We start from the raw sequence: 19,545 nt of genomic DNA, 5'->3' as shown, positions 1-19,545 counted from the left end.
ACCCGGGCCGTGTCTCACGGCTCAGAGGCGGCCGATGTCGCCGCGCGGCATCCGGGGCGCGCGGCGGGGCGGGGTGCGGCCCGCCAGGAGGATGAGGCGGGCCGCGCGGTGGCGCTGGCCGGCGTACGGGGCGAGGAGCTCCAGCATGGCGGCGTCGTCGGCGTCGCGGTCGCCCGCGAGGGCGTAGCCGACGATGCCGGGCAGGTGGAGGTCGCCGGTGGTGATCGCGTCGGGGTCGCCGTTGCTGCGCTGGAGGGTCTCGGCGGAGGTCCACGGGCCGATGCCGGGGACGGCCTCCAGCCTTCGTACGGCCTCGGGCAGGTCCATCGCGGCCGCCTCCTCCAGGCGGTTCGCCACGCGGGCGGCGCGCACGATCGTGGCGGAGCGCTTGGCGTCGACCCCGGCCTTGTGCCAGTCCCAGGACGGGATCATGGCCCAGGTGCGCGGCGCGGGCATGACGTACAGCTCCGGGCCGGCCGGGCCGGGGGCCGGCTCGCCGTACTGCCGGACCAGGCGGCGCCAGGCCCGGTAGGCCTCGTCGGCGGTGACCTTCTGCTCCAGGATCGTGGGGATCAGGGATTCGAGGACCAGGCCGGTGCGGGTGAGGCGCAGGCCGGGACGCCGGCGGTGGCTGGCGTGCACGAGGCGGTGGCGGGGCACGAAGGCGGCAGGATCGTCACCCGCGCCGAGGAGCATGGGCAGCTGTTCGAGGAACCAGCCGGCGCCGGGGCCCCAGGCCTCGGCGTGCACCTGCTCGCCCGCGCGGGACACGCGGAGGGTGGCCGGGCCCTGCGGGGTGTGGGCGGTACGCCAGACGGAGCCGTCGGGGGTGGTGCGGAAGGTGGGGTCGCCGGGGCCGCGGCGGAGCGGGCCGAGGGTGAGCCCGAGGTCGACGGGGCCGCCGGGGGTCCAGCGGCGCTCCTCGGCGCCGGAGCCGGCGGTGCTGCCCCGGCCCGTGGGTACGTCGGTGCGGCCGCCGCGGACCGCGGCACGGGTGAGGGGATCGAAGCGGCCGGCCATGCCCCGAGCGTAGCCCTGCCCGGCCGCGTCTCCCCCGGGGCTCCGCCCCGGACCCCGCTCCTCGAACGCCGGCGGGGCTGGATTCGGCCCAGCCCCGACGACGGCGCCGCACGCCACGGGCCCGGCGGACCGCAGGAGGCTACGGGCGGCCCTGGAGCTTGGCCGAGGCCTTGCGGGTGGCGCCCAGCTTGCCGTAGAGCTTCGCGCCCGGGCATTGGGTGGCGAAGCCGTCGCGGTGGCCGGAGATGACGTTCATCGACACGGCCCTGCCCTTGGGGTAGAGGTTGCCTCCGCCCGACGTCAGGGTGGTCTTCGCGCGCGGGTCCCGGCCGAACAGGCCGAGCTTCCAGGCCGTGAGGCGGGCGACGGCGTCGACCGCCACCGCGGGCGGGGGCGAGGAGGTGAAGGTGCCCAGCACCGCGACGCCCATGCTGTTGGTGTTGAAGCCCATGGTGTGCGCGCCGAGGACCGGCTTGGAGACGCCGCCCGCGCGGCCCTCGTAGACCGTGCCGCACTTGTCGACGGCGAAGTTGTAGCCGAAGTCCCGCCAGCCGCTGCTGATCACGTGGTAGCGGTACAGGCTGCGCAGGACGGCGGGGGCGTCCTTGCAGGCGTAGTTGTTGCCGGAGGCGCTGTGGTGGACGAAGGCCGCCTTGACCGTGCTCGTGTAGACGAAGCCCGGCTCGCGCAGGCCCTCGTCGGCGCCCCAGCCCTTGCGGGTGACGATCCGCGGGCGCGGGCCGATGTACGGGGCGGCCGCCGCGGACAGCTCGCCGTCGCTCGCGAAGACCGCGTCGGCGGTGGAGTCGGCCTTGTCGAGCGCGGTGATCTCGTTGGCGCCGAGCGAGGCGTGCGGGACGTTCGCGGCGGAGGACTCCGCCGTCGCCATCGACATGGCGGGCACCACCTCGCCCTTGCCGTCACCGTCCGGGCCGGTGTTCTTGCCGTCGGTCCCCCCGGCGGGGGTTTCCGCGCCCGGGTCGACGAGCTCGATCCGCATGCCGCTGGGCAGCCGGGAGGGGGCGCGGGTGGCCGGGGCGCCGGACTCGGCCTGGACGCGGACCTCCACTCCGTCGGACTCGCCCACCCACAGCGGGGCGGTGGCGCCGCGGATCGGGCGGGAGCCGCGTTCCGCTGCGTCGGGGTCGGCGGCGTGCTCGCCGTTGTGGGTCTCGACGTCCTGCCAGTCCGACCAGGTGGCGGTGCGGGTGGAGCGGGTGCGCACCTGGACCCGGCCGTTCAGTTCGGTGGCCGCGTCGTCCCAGACCACGCCGACCAGCGAGAACGTCTTGACCTCGCGTGCGGTCAGGCCCTGCGTCTCGGGGCGGCCCGGGGAGGCGCTCATTCCGGGGACTCCGGGCGCCCGCGTCGCCGGGGGTCCGAGCGGGACCAGCGGCAGCGACTGGGTGGACCCGGCGGGGGTTACGGGGGCGGTCTCGGCCAGGGCGGGGGTGGGGAGCGCGAGGGGCAGGGCCAGTACGGCGGCCGTCGCGACGCCGATCGAGGAAGCAAGGAATCCACGCATGAAAAGGATGGTGAGCACGTCGACCGCCGGGCGCCATCCGAGAACTGACGCTCCGTCCGACGCGCCGTGCGCACCGCTCCCCCGTACGGTGGAGCCGACGGCCCCCGTACGGGGGACGGGCCCGCGTACGCTGTGCCGGGTGAACGCCACTGACCGCACCCCTGCCGACCTGCTGCGATCCGCGCTCGCCGCCGATCCGGGCCGCCCGCTCGTCACCTTCTACGACGATGCCACCGGCGAGCGCGTCGAATTGTCCGTCGCGACCTTCGCCAATTGGGTGGCCAAGACCGCCAATCTGCTCCAGGGCGACCTGGGGGCCGAGCCCGGGGACCGGCTCGCGCTGATGCTCCCGGCGCACTGGCAGAGCGCGGTGTGGCTGCTCGCCTGCGCCTCCGTCGGCGTCGTCGCCGAGGTCGGCGGCGACCCGGCCGCCGCGGATCTGGTCGTCAGCGGGCCGGACACCCTGGAGCAGGCCCTCGCGTGCGGCGGTGAGCGGGTGGCGCTGGCGCTGCGGCCGCTGGGCGGCCGGTTCCCGCAGCCGCCGGCCGGGTTCGCCGACTACGCGGTGGAGGTGCCGGGGCAGGGCGACCGCTTCGCGCCCTTCGTTCCGGTGGATCCCGAGGGTCCGGCGCTGGTCGTGGGCGGCGAGGAGCTCACGTACACGGCGCTCGTGGCCCGCGCCCGCGAGGACGCGGCGAAGCTCGGGCTCGGCGAGGGCTCGCGGGTGCTGACCGGGCTCGGCTACGACACCTGGGACGGGCTCTCGGCCGGGCTCTACGCCGCGCTGGCCGCGGGCGGGTCCGTGGTGCTGTGCCGGAACCTGGACCGGCTCCCGGCGGACGGGCTGGCGCAGCGCAGCGAGAGCGAGCGCGTCACCCACACCGTCTGAACCGCCTGAACCGTCTGATCGCCGCCCTGAGGCCTGTCCCCCACACTGGTGACAGGCGAGTACGGGCGATTTGTCACCCGGACGGCCCTAGACAGGCCCCCGCCCCCGGGCTGCTCCGGCGCCCCGGGGGCAGCATCGGCAGTGGCCGTGCTCACCCGTACGGCCGACGGCCCAGAGTCGTAGCGGCGAGGGGACGGACGCCAGTGACGGACAGCGCAGGCACACCGGGCGGCACCGAAGCGGCCGGGGGCGCGGGACGGACCCCGCGCGGCCGCGGGCGCCGGCGCCGGCTGCTGCGCTGGATCGGCCTGGGGGCGGTCTTCCTGGTCCTGGCGGGTACGGCCACCGGCTGGTGGATCTACAACAAGCTCGACGGGAACATCACCGAGGACACCTCGGCCGCGGCCGAGCTGAGGCGCTACGAGCGCGAGCGCCCGGCGCACCTGGCCACCGGGGCCCAGAACATCCTGCTGATCGGCTCGGACTCGCGTTCCGGCAAGCGCAACGCCGGATACGGGCAGGACGGGGGCACCCAGCGCTCCGACACCACGATCCTGCTGCACCTGCCGCAGGACCGCAGGAGCGCGACCGCGGTGTCGATCCCCCGGGACCTGATGACGGACGTCCCCACCTGCCGGAAGGCGGACGGGACCCGTACCGCCGAGCGGTTCGCGCAGTTCAACTGGGCGTTCCAGTGGGGTGGGGCCGCCTGCACGATCCGTACGGTGGAGAAGCTCACCGGGATCCGCGTCGACCACCACATGGTGGTCGACTTCGGCGGGTTCAAGAAGATGGTCGACGCCATCGGCGGGGTGGAGGTCTGCCTCAAGGAGCCGGTGAACGACGCCGAGGCCAAGCTGCGGCTGGCCGCCGGGCGCCAGACCCTGCGGGGCGAGCAGGCGCTGGGGTACGTCCGTGCCCGCCACAGCCTGGGCAACGGCAGTGACACCGAACGGATGGACCGGCAGCAGCAGTTCCTCGGATCGCTCGTCAAGAAGGTGCAGAGCAACGGGGTGCTGCTGAATCCGACGCGGCTGTACCCGCTGCTGGACGCGGCGACCTCCTCGGTGACCACGGACCCGGGGCTGGCCTCGCTGCGCGGCCTGTACGAACTCGTGCGCAGCATGCGGGACATACCGACCGAGCAGGTCAAGTTCCTGACGGTGCCCCGCAAGCCGTACGCGCCCGACCCTAACCGGGACGAGCTGGTCGAGCCCGACGCGCAGCGGCTGTTCCAGCAGCTGCGGATGGACAAGCCGGTCACGGTCGCACCGCCGGAACCCACGCCGACCGCGCCTGCGGCGGAGGCGCGGGGGGAGGGCACCGGGGCCGGTTCGGACGCGGATCCCACCGGCGAGGGAACCATCACACCTCAGGTACCCGTCCCTACTTTCACCGGAACCACTGCGGGTAACGCCGACTGCCGGTAAAGCAATCTCAAAAGCCGGTGACCGAACCGAGTGGGATGGGCGATTCACCCCGTTATAAGGGGAGTGGAATTTGTCACCAGCATGGTTTGCCGCCGAACAGGGCGGATAGGGTGAGCGATCCGGTGCCCGGCCGAACCAGAAGCGGGCACCAGCAGCCGGATCGTTGACCGTGCGCCCGGGGGAGGCGCGTCGCGAGGCACCGACGGAGGATTCGAGCAACCGTGGATGCGCAAAGCCGTGGGCGGGCCGACGAGATCGACCCCGCAGACCAGTGGGTACTCAATCCCCGCACCGGCAACTACGAACTGCGACTGGCCGACTCCGCCGCGCAAGCGCGGCCCAAGGTCACCGCACCCCGCAGATCACCGTCTGCTCCTTCAGCCCCCACCTCGCCCTCCCCTGGCGTGCCGAGGCCGCGGCGCGGCGACCCCCCGCCCGGCGGCGGCCGGCGCGGCGGACGCTCCCGCAAGCTGGGCGGCGGAGGCCGCAAGAAGGCGCTGGCCATCACCGGCGGCGTGCTGGCCTTCCTGCTCGTCGGCGGCGCCGTGGCCGGGTACCTCTACTACGACCACCTGAACGGCAACCTCAGCGTCACCGACGTGGCGGGCGCGGGCACGGGCGGCTTCAAGAAGGACCAGGCCATCAACATCCTGGTCATCGGTACCGACAAGCGCACGGGCGCGGGCAACGAGAACTACGGCGACAAGGACAGCGTCGGCCACGCCGACACCACGATCCTGTTCCACGTCTCGAAGGACCGGACGAACGCGACCGCGCTGTCCATCCCGCGCGACCTGATCACGAACATCCCGGCCTGCCCGACGAAGCAGCCGGACGGATCGACGAAGACGATCGCCCCCAGCAAGGGCACCCGCTTCAACACCAGCCTGGGCCAGGAGGGCCGGGACGCGGGCTGCACGATGCGAACGGTCAAGGAACTCACCGGCATCGAGGTCGACCACTTCATGATGGCCGACTTCAACGCCGTCAAGACGCTGAGCACGGCGGTCGGCGGAGTACCGGTGTGCCTGGACAAGGCCGTCAACGACGAGGAGGGCTCGCATCTCAAGCTGGACGCCGGTGAACACCGGCTGCAGGGTGAGGAGGCCCTCGCCTTCGTCCGTACCCGGCACGGCTTCGGCAACAACAGCGACCTCGACCGGATCCGGATCCAGCAGCAGTTCCTGGGTTCGATGATGCGTGAGATGAAGTCGAAGGAGACGCTGACCAGCCCCAAGAAGTTCCTCTCCCTGGCGGAGGCCGCCACCAAGTCGCTGGGGGTGGACTCGGGGATCGGGTCCATCGGCAAACTCACCGATCTGGCAGGCGAGTTGAAGGGCATCGACACGAAGAACATCACCTTCACCACGCTCCCGGTGCTCGACAACCCGGCCGAGCCGGAGGGCAAGAAGGCGACCGTCGTCGTCGATCAGGCCCTGGCCGATCCGCTGCTGCAGATGATCCGGGGGGACGTCTCGCTCACGGAGGTCGAGAAGAAGGAGCAGGCCGCCAAGGAGGCGGCCGACGCGGACGCGAAGGCCAAGCAGGACGCTCTGCTCCAGGGCACCCGCGCGGCCGCGGCGGACGTACGGGTGAGCATCTACAACGGCGGTGGCCCCAAGGGCGCCGCCTCCACCACGGTGAACTGGCTGCAGAACAGCAAGGGCGTGGCCAAGTCCAGCAACGTCGGCAACGCGCCCTCCAAGGTCGGCGCCACGCAGCTGGAGTACGCGCCCAACCAGGCCGACCAGGCCCGGGCGCTGGCGGACATCATGGGCCTGCCCGCGACCGCGCTGAAGGCGGGGACGGCGGACGCCGCGGCGAAGACCCCGATGAAGCTGACGCTGGGTCCGGACTTCCAGCAGCCGGGCGCCCCGCTCGCGGCCTCGGCGCCGCAGTCGCTGCCCGAGGACGTGCAGCGGGCGCAGGCCGACAAGGCCGTCTGCGCCAAGTGACGGGACCCTGCCGGTGACACCGGCACTCTGTTGACCAAGAAGGATCTTGAGGGGGACGTGTGAGGCACAGCAGCGTGCGAGGGGAGGGGGCGAACGCCCAGGCCGCCGGGGAGATATCCGGCGGCGTGGCGGGCGCCTCCGGCACGGTGCCCCCCCAGCGGGGCGGCTCCGGAGCGGCTCGACGGGCGGCCGGCGGCCCTCCCCGCAGACAGGGCCGGCGGCGCGTACTGCGCTGGACCGCCTCCGTACTGTCCCTGCTGATACTCGGGACCGCGGCGGCTGGATACCTGTACTACCGCCACCTGAACGGCAGCATCCAGACGGACGCGCTGAACCTCGGCGAGACCAAACTGGGCGGCTCCAAGCCCAACGCCTTCGGGCAGACCCCCCTGAACATCCTGCTGATCGGCTCCGACGCGCGCGACGACGCGGCGAACCAGGCGCTCGGCGGGGCCACGGACACCTTCGACGGCCCGCCGCTGGCGGACGTGCAGATGCTGCTGCACCTGTCGGCGGACCGCAGCAACATGTCGGTCGTCTCGATGCCGCGCGACACGATGCTGATGATGCCCAAGTGCACCGAGCCGGGCGGCAAGGTGCACCCCGCCAGCAAGGGCCTCGTACAGACCAACGAGTCCCTGCAGCGCGGCGGTCCGGGCTGCACGGTCGCCACCTGGCAGGAACTGACCCAGATCCCGATCGATCACTTCATGATGATCGACTTCAAGGGTGTGGTCTCGATGGCGGACGCCATCGGCGGCGTCCCGGTCTGCGTCGAGGAGAACGTCCACTCCCGCACGCGTGACGGCAAGGGCTCCGGCCTGAAGCTGCCGAAGGGGACGAGCGTCATCCAGGGCGAGACCGCCCTGCAGTGGCTGCGCACCCGCTACGGCTTCGAGGACGGCACCGACATCGGCCGCACCCACGCCCAGCACCAGTACATGACGTCGATGTCCCGCGAGTTCCGCAAGAACGCCAAGCTCACCAACCCGGTGAAGCTCAACAGCCTGGCGCAGGCGGCGATCGAGGCCATGGTCGTGGACCCCGGCCTGAACAAGATCGACAAGCTGTACGACCTGAGCATGGAGCTCAAGAAGGTGCCCCCGGGCCGGATCACCATGACCACCATGCCGTGGGTCTACAGCACCAAGCCGGGCCTCGACGGCCGGGTCGAGCCCATGGCGGGCGAGGCCGAGGCCGTGTTCCGGATGGTCCGCGAGGACATCGCGCTCGACGGCAAGGGCTCCGGGACCCCGGAGAGCGGTGCCTCTCCCTCGCCGGGCGTCTCCGCGGCCCCGGCGAGCCCCACCGCCCCGACCCCGCCGGCTTCCACCACGGCTCCGGCCGCGGCCCCCGCGAAGATCCCGGTCAGCGTCCGCAACGCCACGAGCGGCAAGGACGGCGCCGAGACCCGGGTCAAGAACCGGGCGAACGACGTGGCCGCCCTGCTGAGCGGCAAGGGCTTCACCAAGGCTTCCGCCGACACCCAGACGGGCGCGGAGGACACCACGGTGGTCCGCTACGCCACGGACGCCCAGGCGGCCGACGCGGGCGCCGTGGCCACCGCCCTGGGCCTGCCCGCCGCCTCGGTGCAGAAGTCCGGAGAGGTCCCCGGGATCACCCTGTTCGTCGGCAAGGACTGGCGCAGCGGCAGCGCGCCGACCCCGCCGCCGCCCGCCCCGACCGTGGCCCCGACCTCGGCCCACGCGCTCAACGGCGACAACGAGGGCGCCTGCATGGCGATCCAGCCGGGCTTCACCTGGTAGGACGCACGCGAAAGGGGCCCGGTGCGGCGGCTGCGAGGACTCGCGGCCGCCCTACCGGGCCCCTTCGTACGTCTCAGACCTGCGAGGAGTCCCGGCGCACGGCCGGACGGCGGCTCGCGATGACCTTGTTCGCCAGCTCCCGCGGGCTGGTCAGGAAGCCGAAGCCCCAGCACAGGTGCATGGTCGCCAGGGCGACGGGGATCTGCGCCCGGGCCTTGAGACCGAGCCCCTTGCCCGCCGGTACGGAGCCCGCGGCGATCGCCGCGAGGTAGCCGGCCGGGACGGCGAAGCCCAGGGGGGTGACGGCCACGCCCACGACCACGCCCGCGGCGAGGGCGCAGACGAGGGTCGGCGGGGCCAGGTAGCGCAGGTTGATGGAGCCCGAGTGGTAGCGGGCCACGACGTGCCGCCAGCGCCCGTAGTCCTTGTACTGCTTGGCCAGGGCCCGTACGGAGCGCCGCGGACGGTACTGGACCATCAGCTCCGGCGAGAACCAGATCAGACCGCCGGCTTCACGGATGCGGAAGTTCAGCTCCCAGTCCTGGGCGCGGATGAACTCCTCGTTGTAGCCGCCCTGCTGTTCCAGCGCCTCGCGGCGGAAGACTCCGAGGTAGACGGTCTCGGCCGGTCCCGCCTGGCCGCCGGTGTGGAACGGCGCGTTGCCCACACCGATCTTCGAGGTCATCGCGGCGGCGACGGCCTCTTCCCAGGCGTTCTCGCCCTCCGCGTGCATGATGCCGCCGACGTTCTGCGCACCGGTCTCCTCCAGGAGGCGGACGGCGGTGGCGATGTAGTTCGGCGAGAGCATGCCGTGGCCGTCGACGCGTACCACGATCGGGTGACGCGAGGCCTTGATGGCGGCGTTGAGCGCCGCCGGGGTCCGGCCGGTGGGGTTCGGGACGGTGTGGACTCGGGGATCCTCGGCGACGAGTTCGGCGGCGATCTCGTCGGTGCGGTCCGTGGACGGCCCGAGTGCGATCACCACCTCCATCTCACCCGCGTACTCCTGTTCCAGGATGTGGCGGATGGAATCGCGGAGGTAGTGCTCCTCATTGAGCACCGGCATGATCACCGAGACTGCGGGCTGCTGGGCGGGCATGTGGTCCTTCAAGGTCGGGTATCGGTGTCACGTTACCGCGTACGGGGGAACCGGGTGCGCGCCGAGCGATCGGTACGGACAACTGCTGATCGTATGGGCCTACTGTTCTGCCGAATCAGCCGATCCGGACAGTGCCCCGACCGATCTTCCCGCTGCCCCCGCGGAGGTGTCCACCGTGCCCCAGCCGCACCGTCCCGCCCGCCCCGACGGGCCGCCCCGACCGCAGCGCGCCCGACGCGGCGGAGGCGGCGGTCGCGCCCGGCACCGGGACGGACGGCCCCGGTGGGGGGTACGGATCGCGGCCGGGCTCTCGGTGGCGGTGCTCGGCTCCGGGGCCGTCGGACACGCCGTGATGACCGGCCTGGACACCGGGATCGAGCGGGTGGACCCGTTCAAGGACATGAAGAACCGCCCGCAGGCCGGACACGGCCTCAACTTCCTGCTGGTGGGCACCGACGGGCGGGAGAAGGTCTCCCCGGAGGAGAAGCGCGAGTACCGCCTGGGCGGGGCGCCCTGCCACTGCACGGACACGATCATGCTGGTGCACCTGTCGGCCGACAAGGAGCGGGCCAGTGTGGTCAGCCTGCCCCGCGACAGCTACGCCGAGGTGCCCGCGCACCGGGACCTGGTCACCGGCAAGGCGCACAACGCCCACCCCGTACGGCTGAACGCGGCGTACGCGGAGGGCGGGCCCAACCTGACCGTGCGGACCGTGGAGAACATGACCCGGGTGAAGATCGACCACTACCTGGAGGTCGACTTCACCAGCTTCATGAAAACGGTCGACGCGATGGGCGGCGTGGAGATCTGCACGGCCAAGACCATGCGCGACCGGAACACCGGCCTCGACCTGCTGCCCGGCAGCCACCGCCTCAGCGGCGGACAGGCCCTGCAGTACGTGCGCTCGCGCCATGTCGACGGGGCCTCCGACCTCGGCCGGATGCAGCGCCAGCAGCGGTTCATCGCCGCCCTGATCAAGCAGGCGACCGGGGGCGGGGTACTGCTGAACCCGGTGAAGTTCAAGGAGGTCAGCTCCACCCTCCTCGGCTCCGTCCGGGCCGACAGGGACTTCGGCTCGGAGCAGATGCTGGCCCTCGGACAGGCGATGCGGGACTTCACCCCGTCCTCCTCGGAGTTCGCGTCGGTGCCCATCGGCAGCCCCTCCTTCCCCGTCAAGGGCATCGGGTCCACCGTGAAGTGGGACGAGCCGAAGGCGGCCAAGCTGTTCGAGGCGCTGCGCGAGGACCGGCCCCTGGCCCCGGCACGGCCGGGGAAGGCCGGCGACGGTCCGCCCGCGGCGGTGCCCGTGGACGTGCCCCCGCCCCAGGTCCGGGTCCAGGTGGAGAACGGCACCCGGATCGACGGCCTGGGCGGGCGGGTCGACGCCGCGCTGCGCGCCACCGGCTTCGACACCACCCGGGCCCCGGGCAACGGGGCCAGCCGCGAGGTCAAGCGGACGGTGATCACCTACGACCCCCGCTGGGACCGCTCCGCCCGGTCGGTGGCGGCCGCGCTGCCGGGCAGCGAGCTGCGGGCGGTGGCGGGCCAGGGCCGGACGGTGCTGGTGGTCGCGGGAGCGGACTACCGCAAGGTGGTGCCGGTGCGGGCCGAGGACCCGTACCAGGGGACCTTCGGGGTGGTCACCGGCGACCAGGTGGTCTGCGGGAAGTGAGGAGCCGGGCGGGCGTCAGTCGTCGAAGCCCTGGGCCGCCCGCTCCTCGCGCAGCGCCATGATCGCCTGGCGGCGGGCGAGCCGGTGGGTGCGGCGGATCTGGGCCTCCTGGTAGCGCCGCTCGTCCTGTTCCGTCTCCGGGAGGACGGGCGGGACCTCGCGGGGCTTGCCGTCGGCGTCGACCGCGGCGAAGACGAGGTAGGCGGTGCCGACCTGGGTGGCGGGGGTGGACTCGTTCCACCGCTCCGCGAGGACGCGTACGCCGATCTCCATGGAGGAGCGGCCGGTCCAGTTGCACTGGGCCTTCACGTGGACGAGGTCACCCACGCGCACGGGTGCGAGGAAGGCCATCTCGTCCATGGAGGCGGTGACGGCCGGGCCGCCGGAGTGGCGGCCGGCCACGGCGCCGGCCGCGTCGTCCACCAGCTTCATGATCACTCCGCCGTGCACCGTACCGAGGAGGTTGGTGTCGTTGGCGGTCATGATGTGGCTGAGGGTCGTCCGGGAGGCTGCGGTCGGCTTCCCGGGCAGGTCGCCCGGTATCTGTGTCATACGGACACCTTAGGGGTGTCCTGGCGGCCGGGCCGGATCAGGGAGCACCGCGGGCCCCGCCCGACCGGCGGGACACCCCGAGATGGGATGGGTAGGCATCAGCTCTGCAACAGCAGCGGTACGGAATGCGGACCGGGCTGTCGGAGCACGCATCCGGGCAGGCATTCTAGGGCGCATGAATGACTGGCCAGAAGGTCGTGACGACGCGTACGGGCGCGGCAGCGCGCAGCCGCAGCCCGAGGGTGTGCAGCGGATGCGGCACATCCAGCGGCAGCCTCAGCAGCAGCCGCTGCCCGGGCAGCCCCCGCGCCCGCAGCGCCCGGCGGGCCCGCCGCCCGCGCACGGCGTACCCCCGCAGCAGGCGGGCGGCCACGACACGTACGGCGGTTACGACAGCGGCTACAACACCGGCCAGGTCTACGGGGCGCCCGCGGGCGGTGCCCCGGGCGGGCCCGGTGGGCCGTCCGGACCCGGCCGCCCCGGGCGGGCGCCCGGTCCGGCCCCGGACTGGCGCAAGCGGATCAAGGTCGGCTCGATCGTGCTGGTCTCCGCGCTCCTTGTGACATCCGTCGCCACCTACTTCTGGGCCGACTCCAAGGTGCGCCGCGAGGTGGACCTCTCCAAGGTCATCGAGCGCCCGAAGGAGGGCGACTGCACGACGTACCTCATCGTGGGCTCCGACAGCCGCGAGGGCATGTCCGCCGAGGAGAAGAAGAAGCTGCACACCGGCTCGGCCGAGGGCAAGCGGACCGACTCGATGATGATCCTGGCCAAGTGCTCCAGCGGGAACACCATGATCTCGCTGCCCCGCGACTCGGACGTGGAGATCCCGTCCTTCGTGGGCTCGCAGTCCGGCAAGACCTTCCCCGCCCAGGGCCGCCGGGTCAAGCTGAACGCCGCCTACGCGGAGGACGGCCCCGAGCTGCTCGTGCGGACGGTGGAGCACAACACGGGCCTGCGCATCGACCACTACGCGGAGATCGGCTTCGCCGGCTTCGCGAACATCGTGGACGCGCTGGGCGGTGTGGAGCTGGACATCGAGGAGGGCTTCAAGGACGAGAAGTCGGGCGCCGACTTCAAGGCCGGCAAGCAGACCCTCAACGGCGAGCAGTCCCTGGCCTTCGTACGGACCCGGTACGCCTTCGCCGAGTCCGACCTGCAGCGGACGAAGAACCAGCAGAAGTTCCTGTCGGCGCTGGCCAGTCAGGCCGCGACGCCGTCGACGATCCTCAACCCGTTCTCGCTCTACCCGATGCTGGGCGCGGGCCTGGACACCCTGATCGTGGACAAGGACATGGGCCTGTACGACATGGGTCAGATGTTCTTCGCGATGAAGGGCGTCAACGGCGGTGACGGTGTGTCGATGAACATGCCGATCTCCGGCCAGCGCGGCGGCAACCTCGTCTGGGACAAGGCGAAGGTGCAGCAGCTGGTGAAGCAGATCCAGAACGACGAGAAGGTCACCGTCCGCGGTAACTGACGCGGTGAGGGAGCGCGGCCCGTCGGCCGTACTCCCTCCCCCGGTCAGGCGTCCGGGGAGAAGCGGATCGCGGCGGCGGGCAGCCGCGCCTCGCACCACACGCGGGCGCCGCCGCGCAGTTCGTTGTCGGCCCCCACGTCGGCGCCGTCGCCGATGACGGCGGCGTCGAGGACGGTCCGCGCACCCACCGAGGCGCGGGCGCCGATCAGGCTGGCGTTCACCTGGGCGTCCGGGCCGATGACGGCGTCGTCGAGGACGATGGAGCCCTGGACGACCGCTCCGGCCCCGATCCGGGCGCCGGCGCCCACGACGGTGCCCCCGGAGAGCTTGGCCCCGGTCGCCACCTCGGCGCCCGGCAGGACCAGGTACTCGCCGCGGCGTCCGGGGACGGCCGGGGAGGAGACCACGCCGCGTACGAGGTCGGCGGAGGCCTGGATGATCGACTCGGGCTTGCCGAGGTCCATCCAGTAGGTGTTCTCGGTGACGCCGTGCAGCTTGGCCCCGGTGGCGAGGAGGCCGGGGAAGGTCTCGCGCTCGACGGAGACCGGGCGGCCGGCCGGGATGGAGTCGATCACGCTGCGGCGGAAGACGTAGCAGCCGGCGTTGATCTGGTCGGTGATGATCTCCTCGGGGGTCTGCGGCTTCTCGGTGAAGGCCAGCACCCGCCCCTCGGAGTCGGTGGGGACCAGACCGAAGGCGCGCGGGTCCTCGACCCGGACCAGGTGCAGGGAGACGTCCGCGTCGGCCGCCTTGTGGGACTCGACCAGCCCGGCGATGTCGAGGCCGGTGAGGATGTCGCCGTTGAAGACGAGGACGGAGGAGTCCGGGCCGCCGGTCAGGCGCGCCCCGGCGTTGCGGATGGCGCCGCCGGTCCCGAGGGGCTCGTCCTCCACCACGTATTCGAGGCTGAGGCCGAAGTCGGATCCGTCGCCGAAGTAGGGCTCGAAGACCTCGGCGAGGTAGCAGGTGGCCATCACGATGTGCGTGACACCGGCGGCGGCGGCCCTGGCTATCTGGTGGGCGAGGAACGGGACGCCGGCCGTGGGGACCATCGGCTTGGGCGTGTTCACCGTCACGGGCCGCAGGCGCGTCCCCTGTCCGCCGACCAGCAGGATCGCTTCCGTCATTGCGTTCTCCCCAACCGATTCCGGCGTACGAAGGTCCAAATTTAGCCCATCCCGGGGGCGTCCCAAGGCCGGAGCCGGATGGGGGTGACCGGGTGCGCTCCCCTGGGGGCGCCACACTCGGCGTGTCATGAAATGACCGGTGTCGACCGGTTCGTTCAACCGTCAGGCGGTGAACGGATTGACGTGGCCGGGCAGTTGCTGTCCGGGCCGCACGAAGCGCTGCCTGCCGGTCTCGTCCCGGACCGGGACGAACCCGGCGTCGGTCAGCCGCCGGGCGATCCGCTGCCTGCGGACCGTGCCCAGCCTGAAGGCGCCCCACAGGAACGCCGCGAGCGCCGCGCCGCCGACCAGCGCGCCGATCGGCATCCCGGCGAGGAGCAGGACGAGCGCCAGGACCGCGCAGGATCCGTAGGCGAACGTCTGCTGCCGCCTGTCCGCGGCCTGGGCCAGGACGTCGAGCATGATCCGGTCTTTCAGCCGGGCCACGGCCTCCTCGGCTTCGGGGGTCGGCTTGACCGTCCCCGGCCGCATTCCCGGCACCGTCCCGCCGCTGCCGGCCTGCGGGTGGGCGGCGATGGTCGCCGCTTCGCGGGCGCGTGCCCCGGGGTGCGGGTCCCGGTACATCCGCACGAGGATCTGCATGTCGTTGTGCCCGGTCCGGTGGGCCCGGTCGTACGCGTAGCCGTACTGCTCCGCGACGTGGGCCAGGGCGGCGGCCCGGCCGGCGGCCTGCTCCGGACCGATCTCGACGACGTCCTGGCGGGCGATCTGCCCGAGCATCGCCGATATCTGGCGTTCCGTGAACATGCTTGCTTCCGCCCCACCTGCGCGCCTACGGCTGACAGCGGCACAGCCTAGCCCGCCGTCCCGGGCGCGGACGTCCCCCGGCGGGCTGCCGGGGGACGTCCGCGTCGGTGCGGGTCGGACCGGGGGTTACGGCAGGTTGCGGGCCATGACGATCCGCTGGACCTGGTTCGTGCCCTCGTAGATCTGGGTGATCTTGGCGTCGCGCATCATGCGCTCGACCGGGTAGTCACGGGTGTAGCCGTAGCCGCCGAGGAGCTGGACGGCGTCCGTGGTGACCTCCATGGCCACGTCGGAGGCGAAGCACTTGGCCGCGGCGCCGAAGAAGGTCAGGTCCTCCTTGTCACCTCCGGCGGAGACGCGCTCGGACTTGGCCGCGGCCGAGTAGGTCAGCTGGCGGGCGGCCTCGATCTTCATGGCCATGTCCGCGAGCATGAACTGCACGCCCTGGAAGTCGCCGATCGGCTTGCCGAACTGCTTGCGCTCCTGGACGTAGCCCTTGGCGTAGTCCAGGGCGCCCTGGGCGATGCCGAGCGCCTGGGCCGCGATGGTGATGCGGGTGTGGTCCAGGGTCTTCATCGCGGTGGCGAAGCCGGTGCCCTCGGCGCCGATCATGCGGTCGGCGGGGATCCGGACGTTGTCGAGGTAGACCTCGCGCGTCGGGGAGCCCTTGATGCCGAGCTTCTTCTCCGGGGCGCCGAAGGAGACACCCTCGTCGGACTTCTCGACGACGAAGGCGCTAATGCCCTTGGAGCGCTTCTCGGGGTCGGTGACGGCCATGACCGTGTAGTACTCGGAGACGCCCGCGTTGGTGATCCAGCGCTTGACGCCGTTGAGCACCCAGAAGTCCCCGTCGCGCACGGCGCGGGTCTTCATGCCGGCGGCGTCGGAGCCCGCGTCCGGCTCGGAGAGCGCGTACGAGAACATCGCGTCGCCCTTGGCGAGGGGGCCCAGGTACTTGGCCTTGAGCTCCTCGGAACCGGAGAGGATCACCGGGAGCGAGCCGAGCTTGTTCACGGCCGGGATGAGGGAGGAGGAGGCGCAGACACGGGCCACCTCCTCGATCACGATCACGGTGGCGAGGGCGTCGGCGCCGGCGCCGCCGTAGGTCTCGGGCACGTGGACGGCGTGCAGGTCGCTGGAGACCAGGGCGTCCAGGGCCTCCTGCGGGAAGCGGGACTCCTCGTCGACCGCGGCCGCGAACGGCAGGATCTTCGCCTCGGCGAGCGAGCGGACCGACTCGCGGAGCATGTCGTGCTCCTCGGCCGGGCGGTACAGGTCGAAGTCGGCAGAACCCGCCAAGATCTCTCACTCCCCAGGGTGATGCGTGATGCTAACTACCGTTAAGTAACCCAAGCTTAGTGGTCCGGTCACGGATGGCGATATGGACGGCCCACGTGAGATGGGTGACAGCGGAGGTCTCCTGGGGAACGTCCCCGCTGGTGGGCCCGACTATGCTCAGTGGCCGCAAACGGCCCCGCACCTCTGGAGCACCCATGGCCCCCCTCAGGATCACTGTGATCGGCACCGGATACCTCGGTGCGACCCACGCCGCCGCGATGGCGGAGCTGGGATTCGAGGTGCTGGGACTGGACGTGGTGCCCGAGAAGATCGAGATGCTGTCCTCCGGCCGGGTCCCGATGTACGAGCCCGGGCTGGAGGAACTGCTGGCCAAGCACGTGGCCGGACTGCCCGGCGCCACGGGGCGGCTGCGGTTCACGACCTCCTACGAGGAGGTCGGCGCGTTCGGCGACGTCCACTTCGTCTGCGTGAACACTCCGCAGAAGCACGGCGAGTACGCCTGCGACATGTCCTACGTCGACGCCGCGATGGCCTCGCTGGCCCCGCACCTGACCCGGCCGGTCCTGGTCGTCGGCAAGTCCACGGTGCCGGTGGGCTCGGCGGAGCGGCTCGCGGTGAAGCTCGCGGAGCTGGCCCCGGCGGGCGCGGACGTGGAGCTGGCCTGGAACCCGGAATTCCTGCGGGAGGGCTTCGCGGTCGCTGACACCCTGCACCCCGACCGGATCGTGATCGGCGTCCAGGGCGAGCGCGGCGAGAAGGTGCTGCGGGAGGTGTACGAGACGCCGATGTCGGAGGGGACCCCGCTGGTCGTCACCGACTTCCCGACCGCGGAACTGGTGAAGACCGCTGCCAACTCCTTCCTCGCCACCAAGATCTCCTTCATCAACGCCATGGCGGAGGTGTGCGAGGCCGCCGGCGGTGACGTGGTCAAGCTGGCCGAGGCCATCGGCTACGACGAGCGGATCGGCGCGAAGTTCCTGCGCGCCGGGATCGGCTTCGGCGGTGGCTGCCTGCCCAAGGACATCCGGGCCTTCATGGCGCGCGCCGGCGAGCTCGGCGCCGACCAGGCGCTGACCTTCCTGCGCGAGGTCGACTCCATCAACATGCGGCGCCGCGGGCACATGGTGGAGCTGGCCCGGGAGGCCGTGGGCGGTTCGTTCCTCGGCAAGCGGGTCGCCGTGCTCGGCGCCACCTTCAAGCCGGACTCGGACGACGTCCGGGACTCCCCCGCGCTGAACGTGGCCGGGCAGATCCACCTCCAGGGCGGCCAGGTCACCGTCTACGACCCCAAGGGCATGGACAACGCCCGCCGCGTCTTCCCGACGCTGGGGTACGCGGACTCCGCGCTCGCGGCGGCCCGGGGCGCGGAGGTGGTCCTGCACCTCACCGAGTGGCGCGAGTTCCGCGACCTCGACCCCGCCGAGCTCGCCGGGGTCGTCACCGACCGCCTCGTCCTGGACGGCCGCAACGCGCTGGATCCCGTGCGGTGGCGTGCCGCGGGCTGGACGTACCGCGCGATGGGCCGCCCCCGCGCCTAGGGGGTGTCTTGTCGATCAGGGTGGATCAGGGAGCGGTGGCCGGTGCCGTGGATCGCAAGGCGGACGAGGGAGGCGACGCGGAGCGTCGCCGACCGAGGACAACGCGGCGAGGCGCGGTGCCGGCCGCCGCGAGCCCGGCCTGATCGGCAAGACACCCCCTAGCCCTCCGGGCGGGCGGGGTGCGGATCCGGGTGCCGGTGCGGCGCCGTTGCCGGGGCGCCGCCCCGGACCCCGCGCCTCACATGCCGGCGGGGCTCGTTCAGCGGCGGTGGCCGGCGGCGCGGGCGGTGAATTCCGCGTCGCGGACCACGCGCTGGGCGTTGCCCCAGGTCAGCAGGGCGACCTCGGACTCAGGCCAGCCGCGCTCCAGCAGCTCCGCGATCAGCCTCGGATAGCCCGAGGGGTCCGTCAGGCCCGTCGGGCGGGGGTGGCCCGGTCCGGTGCCGAAGGTGGCGCCGAGTCCGACACCGTGCGGGCCCGCGATCGCCCGTACGTGGTCCAGGTGGTCCGCCACCGCGTGCAGGGAGTCCCCGGTGCGCGCGGTGTCGAAGGTGACCATCGCGAGACCGTTCGCCTCCCGGAGCGCGGCCAGGACCTCGTCGGTCACGTTCCCCGGATGCGGGTTCAGCGAGGCCGCCGCCGTGTTCGAGATGATCACCGGGGCCTTGGAGGCACCCGCGAGCCGGCAGGCGACCGCCGGTGCGCAGCCCGTCAGGTCCAGCAGGATCGCCAGCCGGTTCGCCTCGCGGACCACCTCGTGGCCGAAGGCCGTCAGCTCCTCCTGCGCCCAGGGGGCCCCCGCGGGCGCGAGGATCCGTACGCCCAGCGCGTGGAAGGCGCGCAGCGCGCCCAGGGAGCCGGTCAGCGTGCGGCCGGGCACCGGGCCCAGGAACGAGGCGATGCGGCCCCGGTTGCGGGCGTCCGCCAGGTCGTCGGCGCTCAGGGCCAGGCACAGGCTGTCGGGGTAGCGGCGCATCAGGGTCAGCGCCGTGTCGATCTGGTCGAGCGTGTCGGAGAGCACCTGGTCACCGGGTGCGTCCTCGTGCGCCGACGGGACGAGCAGGGACCAGAACTGGGCCCCGACTCCCCCGGCGCGCAGTCGCGGGATGTCGGTGTCCACGCCCGTGTCCGAGGTCTCGATGTCGTGGTACGGGCTCTGGTGCAGGGTCCGGACCAGGGTGTTGCACCCGTCGACCACGGGATGGACGGCCAGCAGCGCGACGGCCCGGTCGAGGGCGCCCGCCGCCACCGCTGCCGCGGGTGCGGGGAGGTCTTCGGCTCCGATGCCCACGGAGTGGGGTTCATCCTGCAGGTCGGCCATGGCGTTCGCTCCGGTCTCGGCGGCAGCAGGGAGAGGTGGTGCCACCGTGACACGCGGGACGGCCG

General features: G+C 72.3%; 15 protein-coding genes. 7 read left to right on the top strand and 8 right to left on the bottom strand.

Annotation, left to right across the window (positions count from 1 at the left end; translation table 11 throughout):
* Nucleotides 1-21: 21 nt before the first annotated feature.
* Nucleotides 22-1,020, bottom strand: a complete 999-nt coding sequence (locus Sspor_RS26170; protein WP_202201310.1) for a DNA-3-methyladenine glycosylase family protein — start codon at nucleotides 1,018-1,020, stop codon at nucleotides 22-24.
* Between the two features lie 139 nt (nucleotides 1,021-1,159).
* Nucleotides 1,160-2,545, bottom strand: coding sequence for a peptidoglycan recognition protein family protein (locus tag Sspor_RS26165; protein WP_202201309.1), 1,386 nt, complete (start codon nucleotides 2,543-2,545; stop codon nucleotides 1,160-1,162).
* Between the two features lie 139 nt (nucleotides 2,546-2,684).
* Between Sspor_RS26165 and Sspor_RS26160 the strand changes: the two genes are divergently transcribed.
* From Sspor_RS26160 to Sspor_RS26145, 4 genes are all read left to right on the top strand, one after another.
* The gene (locus tag Sspor_RS26160) at nucleotides 2,685-3,434 is read left to right on the top strand and encodes a TIGR03089 family protein (protein WP_202201308.1); all 750 of its coding nucleotides are present in this window, start codon (nucleotides 2,685-2,687) and stop codon (nucleotides 3,432-3,434) included.
* 203 nt (nucleotides 3,435-3,637) lie between these two features.
* A complete protein-coding gene (locus tag Sspor_RS26155) occupies nucleotides 3,638-4,864 on the top strand; it encodes an LCP family protein (protein WP_237404033.1) in 1,227 nt (408 codons plus the stop codon).
* Between the two features lie 221 nt (nucleotides 4,865-5,085).
* The gene (locus Sspor_RS26150) at nucleotides 5,086-6,819 is read left to right on the top strand and encodes an LCP family protein (protein ID WP_202201307.1); all 1,734 of its coding nucleotides are present in this window, start codon (nucleotides 5,086-5,088) and stop codon (nucleotides 6,817-6,819) included.
* Between the two features lie 59 nt (nucleotides 6,820-6,878).
* Nucleotides 6,879-8,585, top strand: a complete 1,707-nt coding sequence (locus tag Sspor_RS26145; RefSeq protein WP_237404032.1) for an LCP family protein — start codon at nucleotides 6,879-6,881, stop codon at nucleotides 8,583-8,585.
* Between the two features lie 73 nt (nucleotides 8,586-8,658).
* Here Sspor_RS26145 and Sspor_RS26140 read toward each other — a convergent pair whose 3' ends face one another.
* Nucleotides 8,659-9,684 carry a glycosyltransferase family 2 protein gene (locus Sspor_RS26140; protein ID WP_202201306.1) on the bottom strand — a complete coding sequence of 342 codons (1,026 nt, stop codon included), beginning with the start codon at nucleotides 9,682-9,684 and terminating at the stop codon, nucleotides 8,659-8,661.
* A 175-nt stretch (nucleotides 9,685-9,859) separates the two neighbouring features.
* Between Sspor_RS26140 and Sspor_RS26135 the strand changes: the two genes are divergently transcribed.
* Nucleotides 9,860-11,356, top strand: coding sequence for an LCP family protein (locus Sspor_RS26135; RefSeq protein WP_202201305.1), 1,497 nt, complete (start codon nucleotides 9,860-9,862; stop codon nucleotides 11,354-11,356).
* A gap of 15 nt (nucleotides 11,357-11,371) precedes the next feature.
* Here Sspor_RS26135 and Sspor_RS26130 read toward each other — a convergent pair whose 3' ends face one another.
* Nucleotides 11,372-11,908 carry an acyl-CoA thioesterase gene (locus Sspor_RS26130; RefSeq protein ID WP_202201304.1) on the bottom strand — a complete coding sequence of 179 codons (537 nt, stop codon included), beginning with the start codon at nucleotides 11,906-11,908 and terminating at the stop codon, nucleotides 11,372-11,374.
* A 175-nt stretch (nucleotides 11,909-12,083) separates the two neighbouring features.
* Between Sspor_RS26130 and Sspor_RS26125 the strand changes: the two genes are divergently transcribed.
* Nucleotides 12,084-13,388: an LCP family protein gene (locus Sspor_RS26125; protein ID WP_202201303.1), complete on the top strand. Its 1,305-nt coding sequence runs from the start codon at nucleotides 12,084-12,086 to the stop codon at nucleotides 13,386-13,388.
* Between the two features lie 44 nt (nucleotides 13,389-13,432).
* Here the strand turns inward: Sspor_RS26125 and manB are convergent, their stop codons facing one another.
* The 3 genes from manB to Sspor_RS26110 all read right to left on the bottom strand — a co-directional run bounded on the left by manB (nucleotide 13,433) and on the right by Sspor_RS26110 (nucleotide 16,621).
* Nucleotides 13,433-14,515, bottom strand: coding sequence for a mannose-1-phosphate guanylyltransferase (gene manB / locus Sspor_RS26120; protein ID WP_202201302.1), 1,083 nt, complete (start codon nucleotides 14,513-14,515; stop codon nucleotides 13,433-13,435).
* Between the two features lie 162 nt (nucleotides 14,516-14,677).
* A complete protein-coding gene (locus tag Sspor_RS26115; protein ID WP_202201301.1) occupies nucleotides 14,678-15,322 on the bottom strand; it encodes a hypothetical protein in 645 nt (214 codons plus the stop codon).
* 126 nt (nucleotides 15,323-15,448) lie between these two features.
* Nucleotides 15,449-16,621 carry an acyl-CoA dehydrogenase gene (locus Sspor_RS26110; protein ID WP_202201300.1) on the bottom strand — a complete coding sequence of 391 codons (1,173 nt, stop codon included), beginning with the start codon at nucleotides 16,619-16,621 and terminating at the stop codon, nucleotides 15,449-15,451.
* A gap of 194 nt (nucleotides 16,622-16,815) precedes the next feature.
* Between Sspor_RS26110 and Sspor_RS26105 the strand changes: the two genes are divergently transcribed.
* Nucleotides 16,816-18,159 carry a UDP-glucose dehydrogenase family protein gene (locus Sspor_RS26105; protein WP_202201299.1) on the top strand — a complete coding sequence of 448 codons (1,344 nt, stop codon included), beginning with the start codon at nucleotides 16,816-16,818 and terminating at the stop codon, nucleotides 18,157-18,159.
* Between the two features lie 259 nt (nucleotides 18,160-18,418).
* Here the strand turns inward: Sspor_RS26105 and Sspor_RS26100 are convergent, their stop codons facing one another.
* The gene (locus Sspor_RS26100) at nucleotides 18,419-19,480 is read right to left on the bottom strand and encodes a membrane dipeptidase (protein WP_202201298.1); all 1,062 of its coding nucleotides are present in this window, start codon (nucleotides 19,478-19,480) and stop codon (nucleotides 18,419-18,421) included.
* Nucleotides 19,481-19,545: the final 65 nt, after the last annotated feature.

This window comes from Streptomyces spororaveus (assembly GCF_016755875.1).
Classification (GTDB): domain Bacteria; phylum Actinomycetota; class Actinomycetes; order Streptomycetales; family Streptomycetaceae; genus Streptomyces; species Streptomyces spororaveus.
This window is presented reverse-complemented; position numbering and strand designations above follow the sequence as displayed.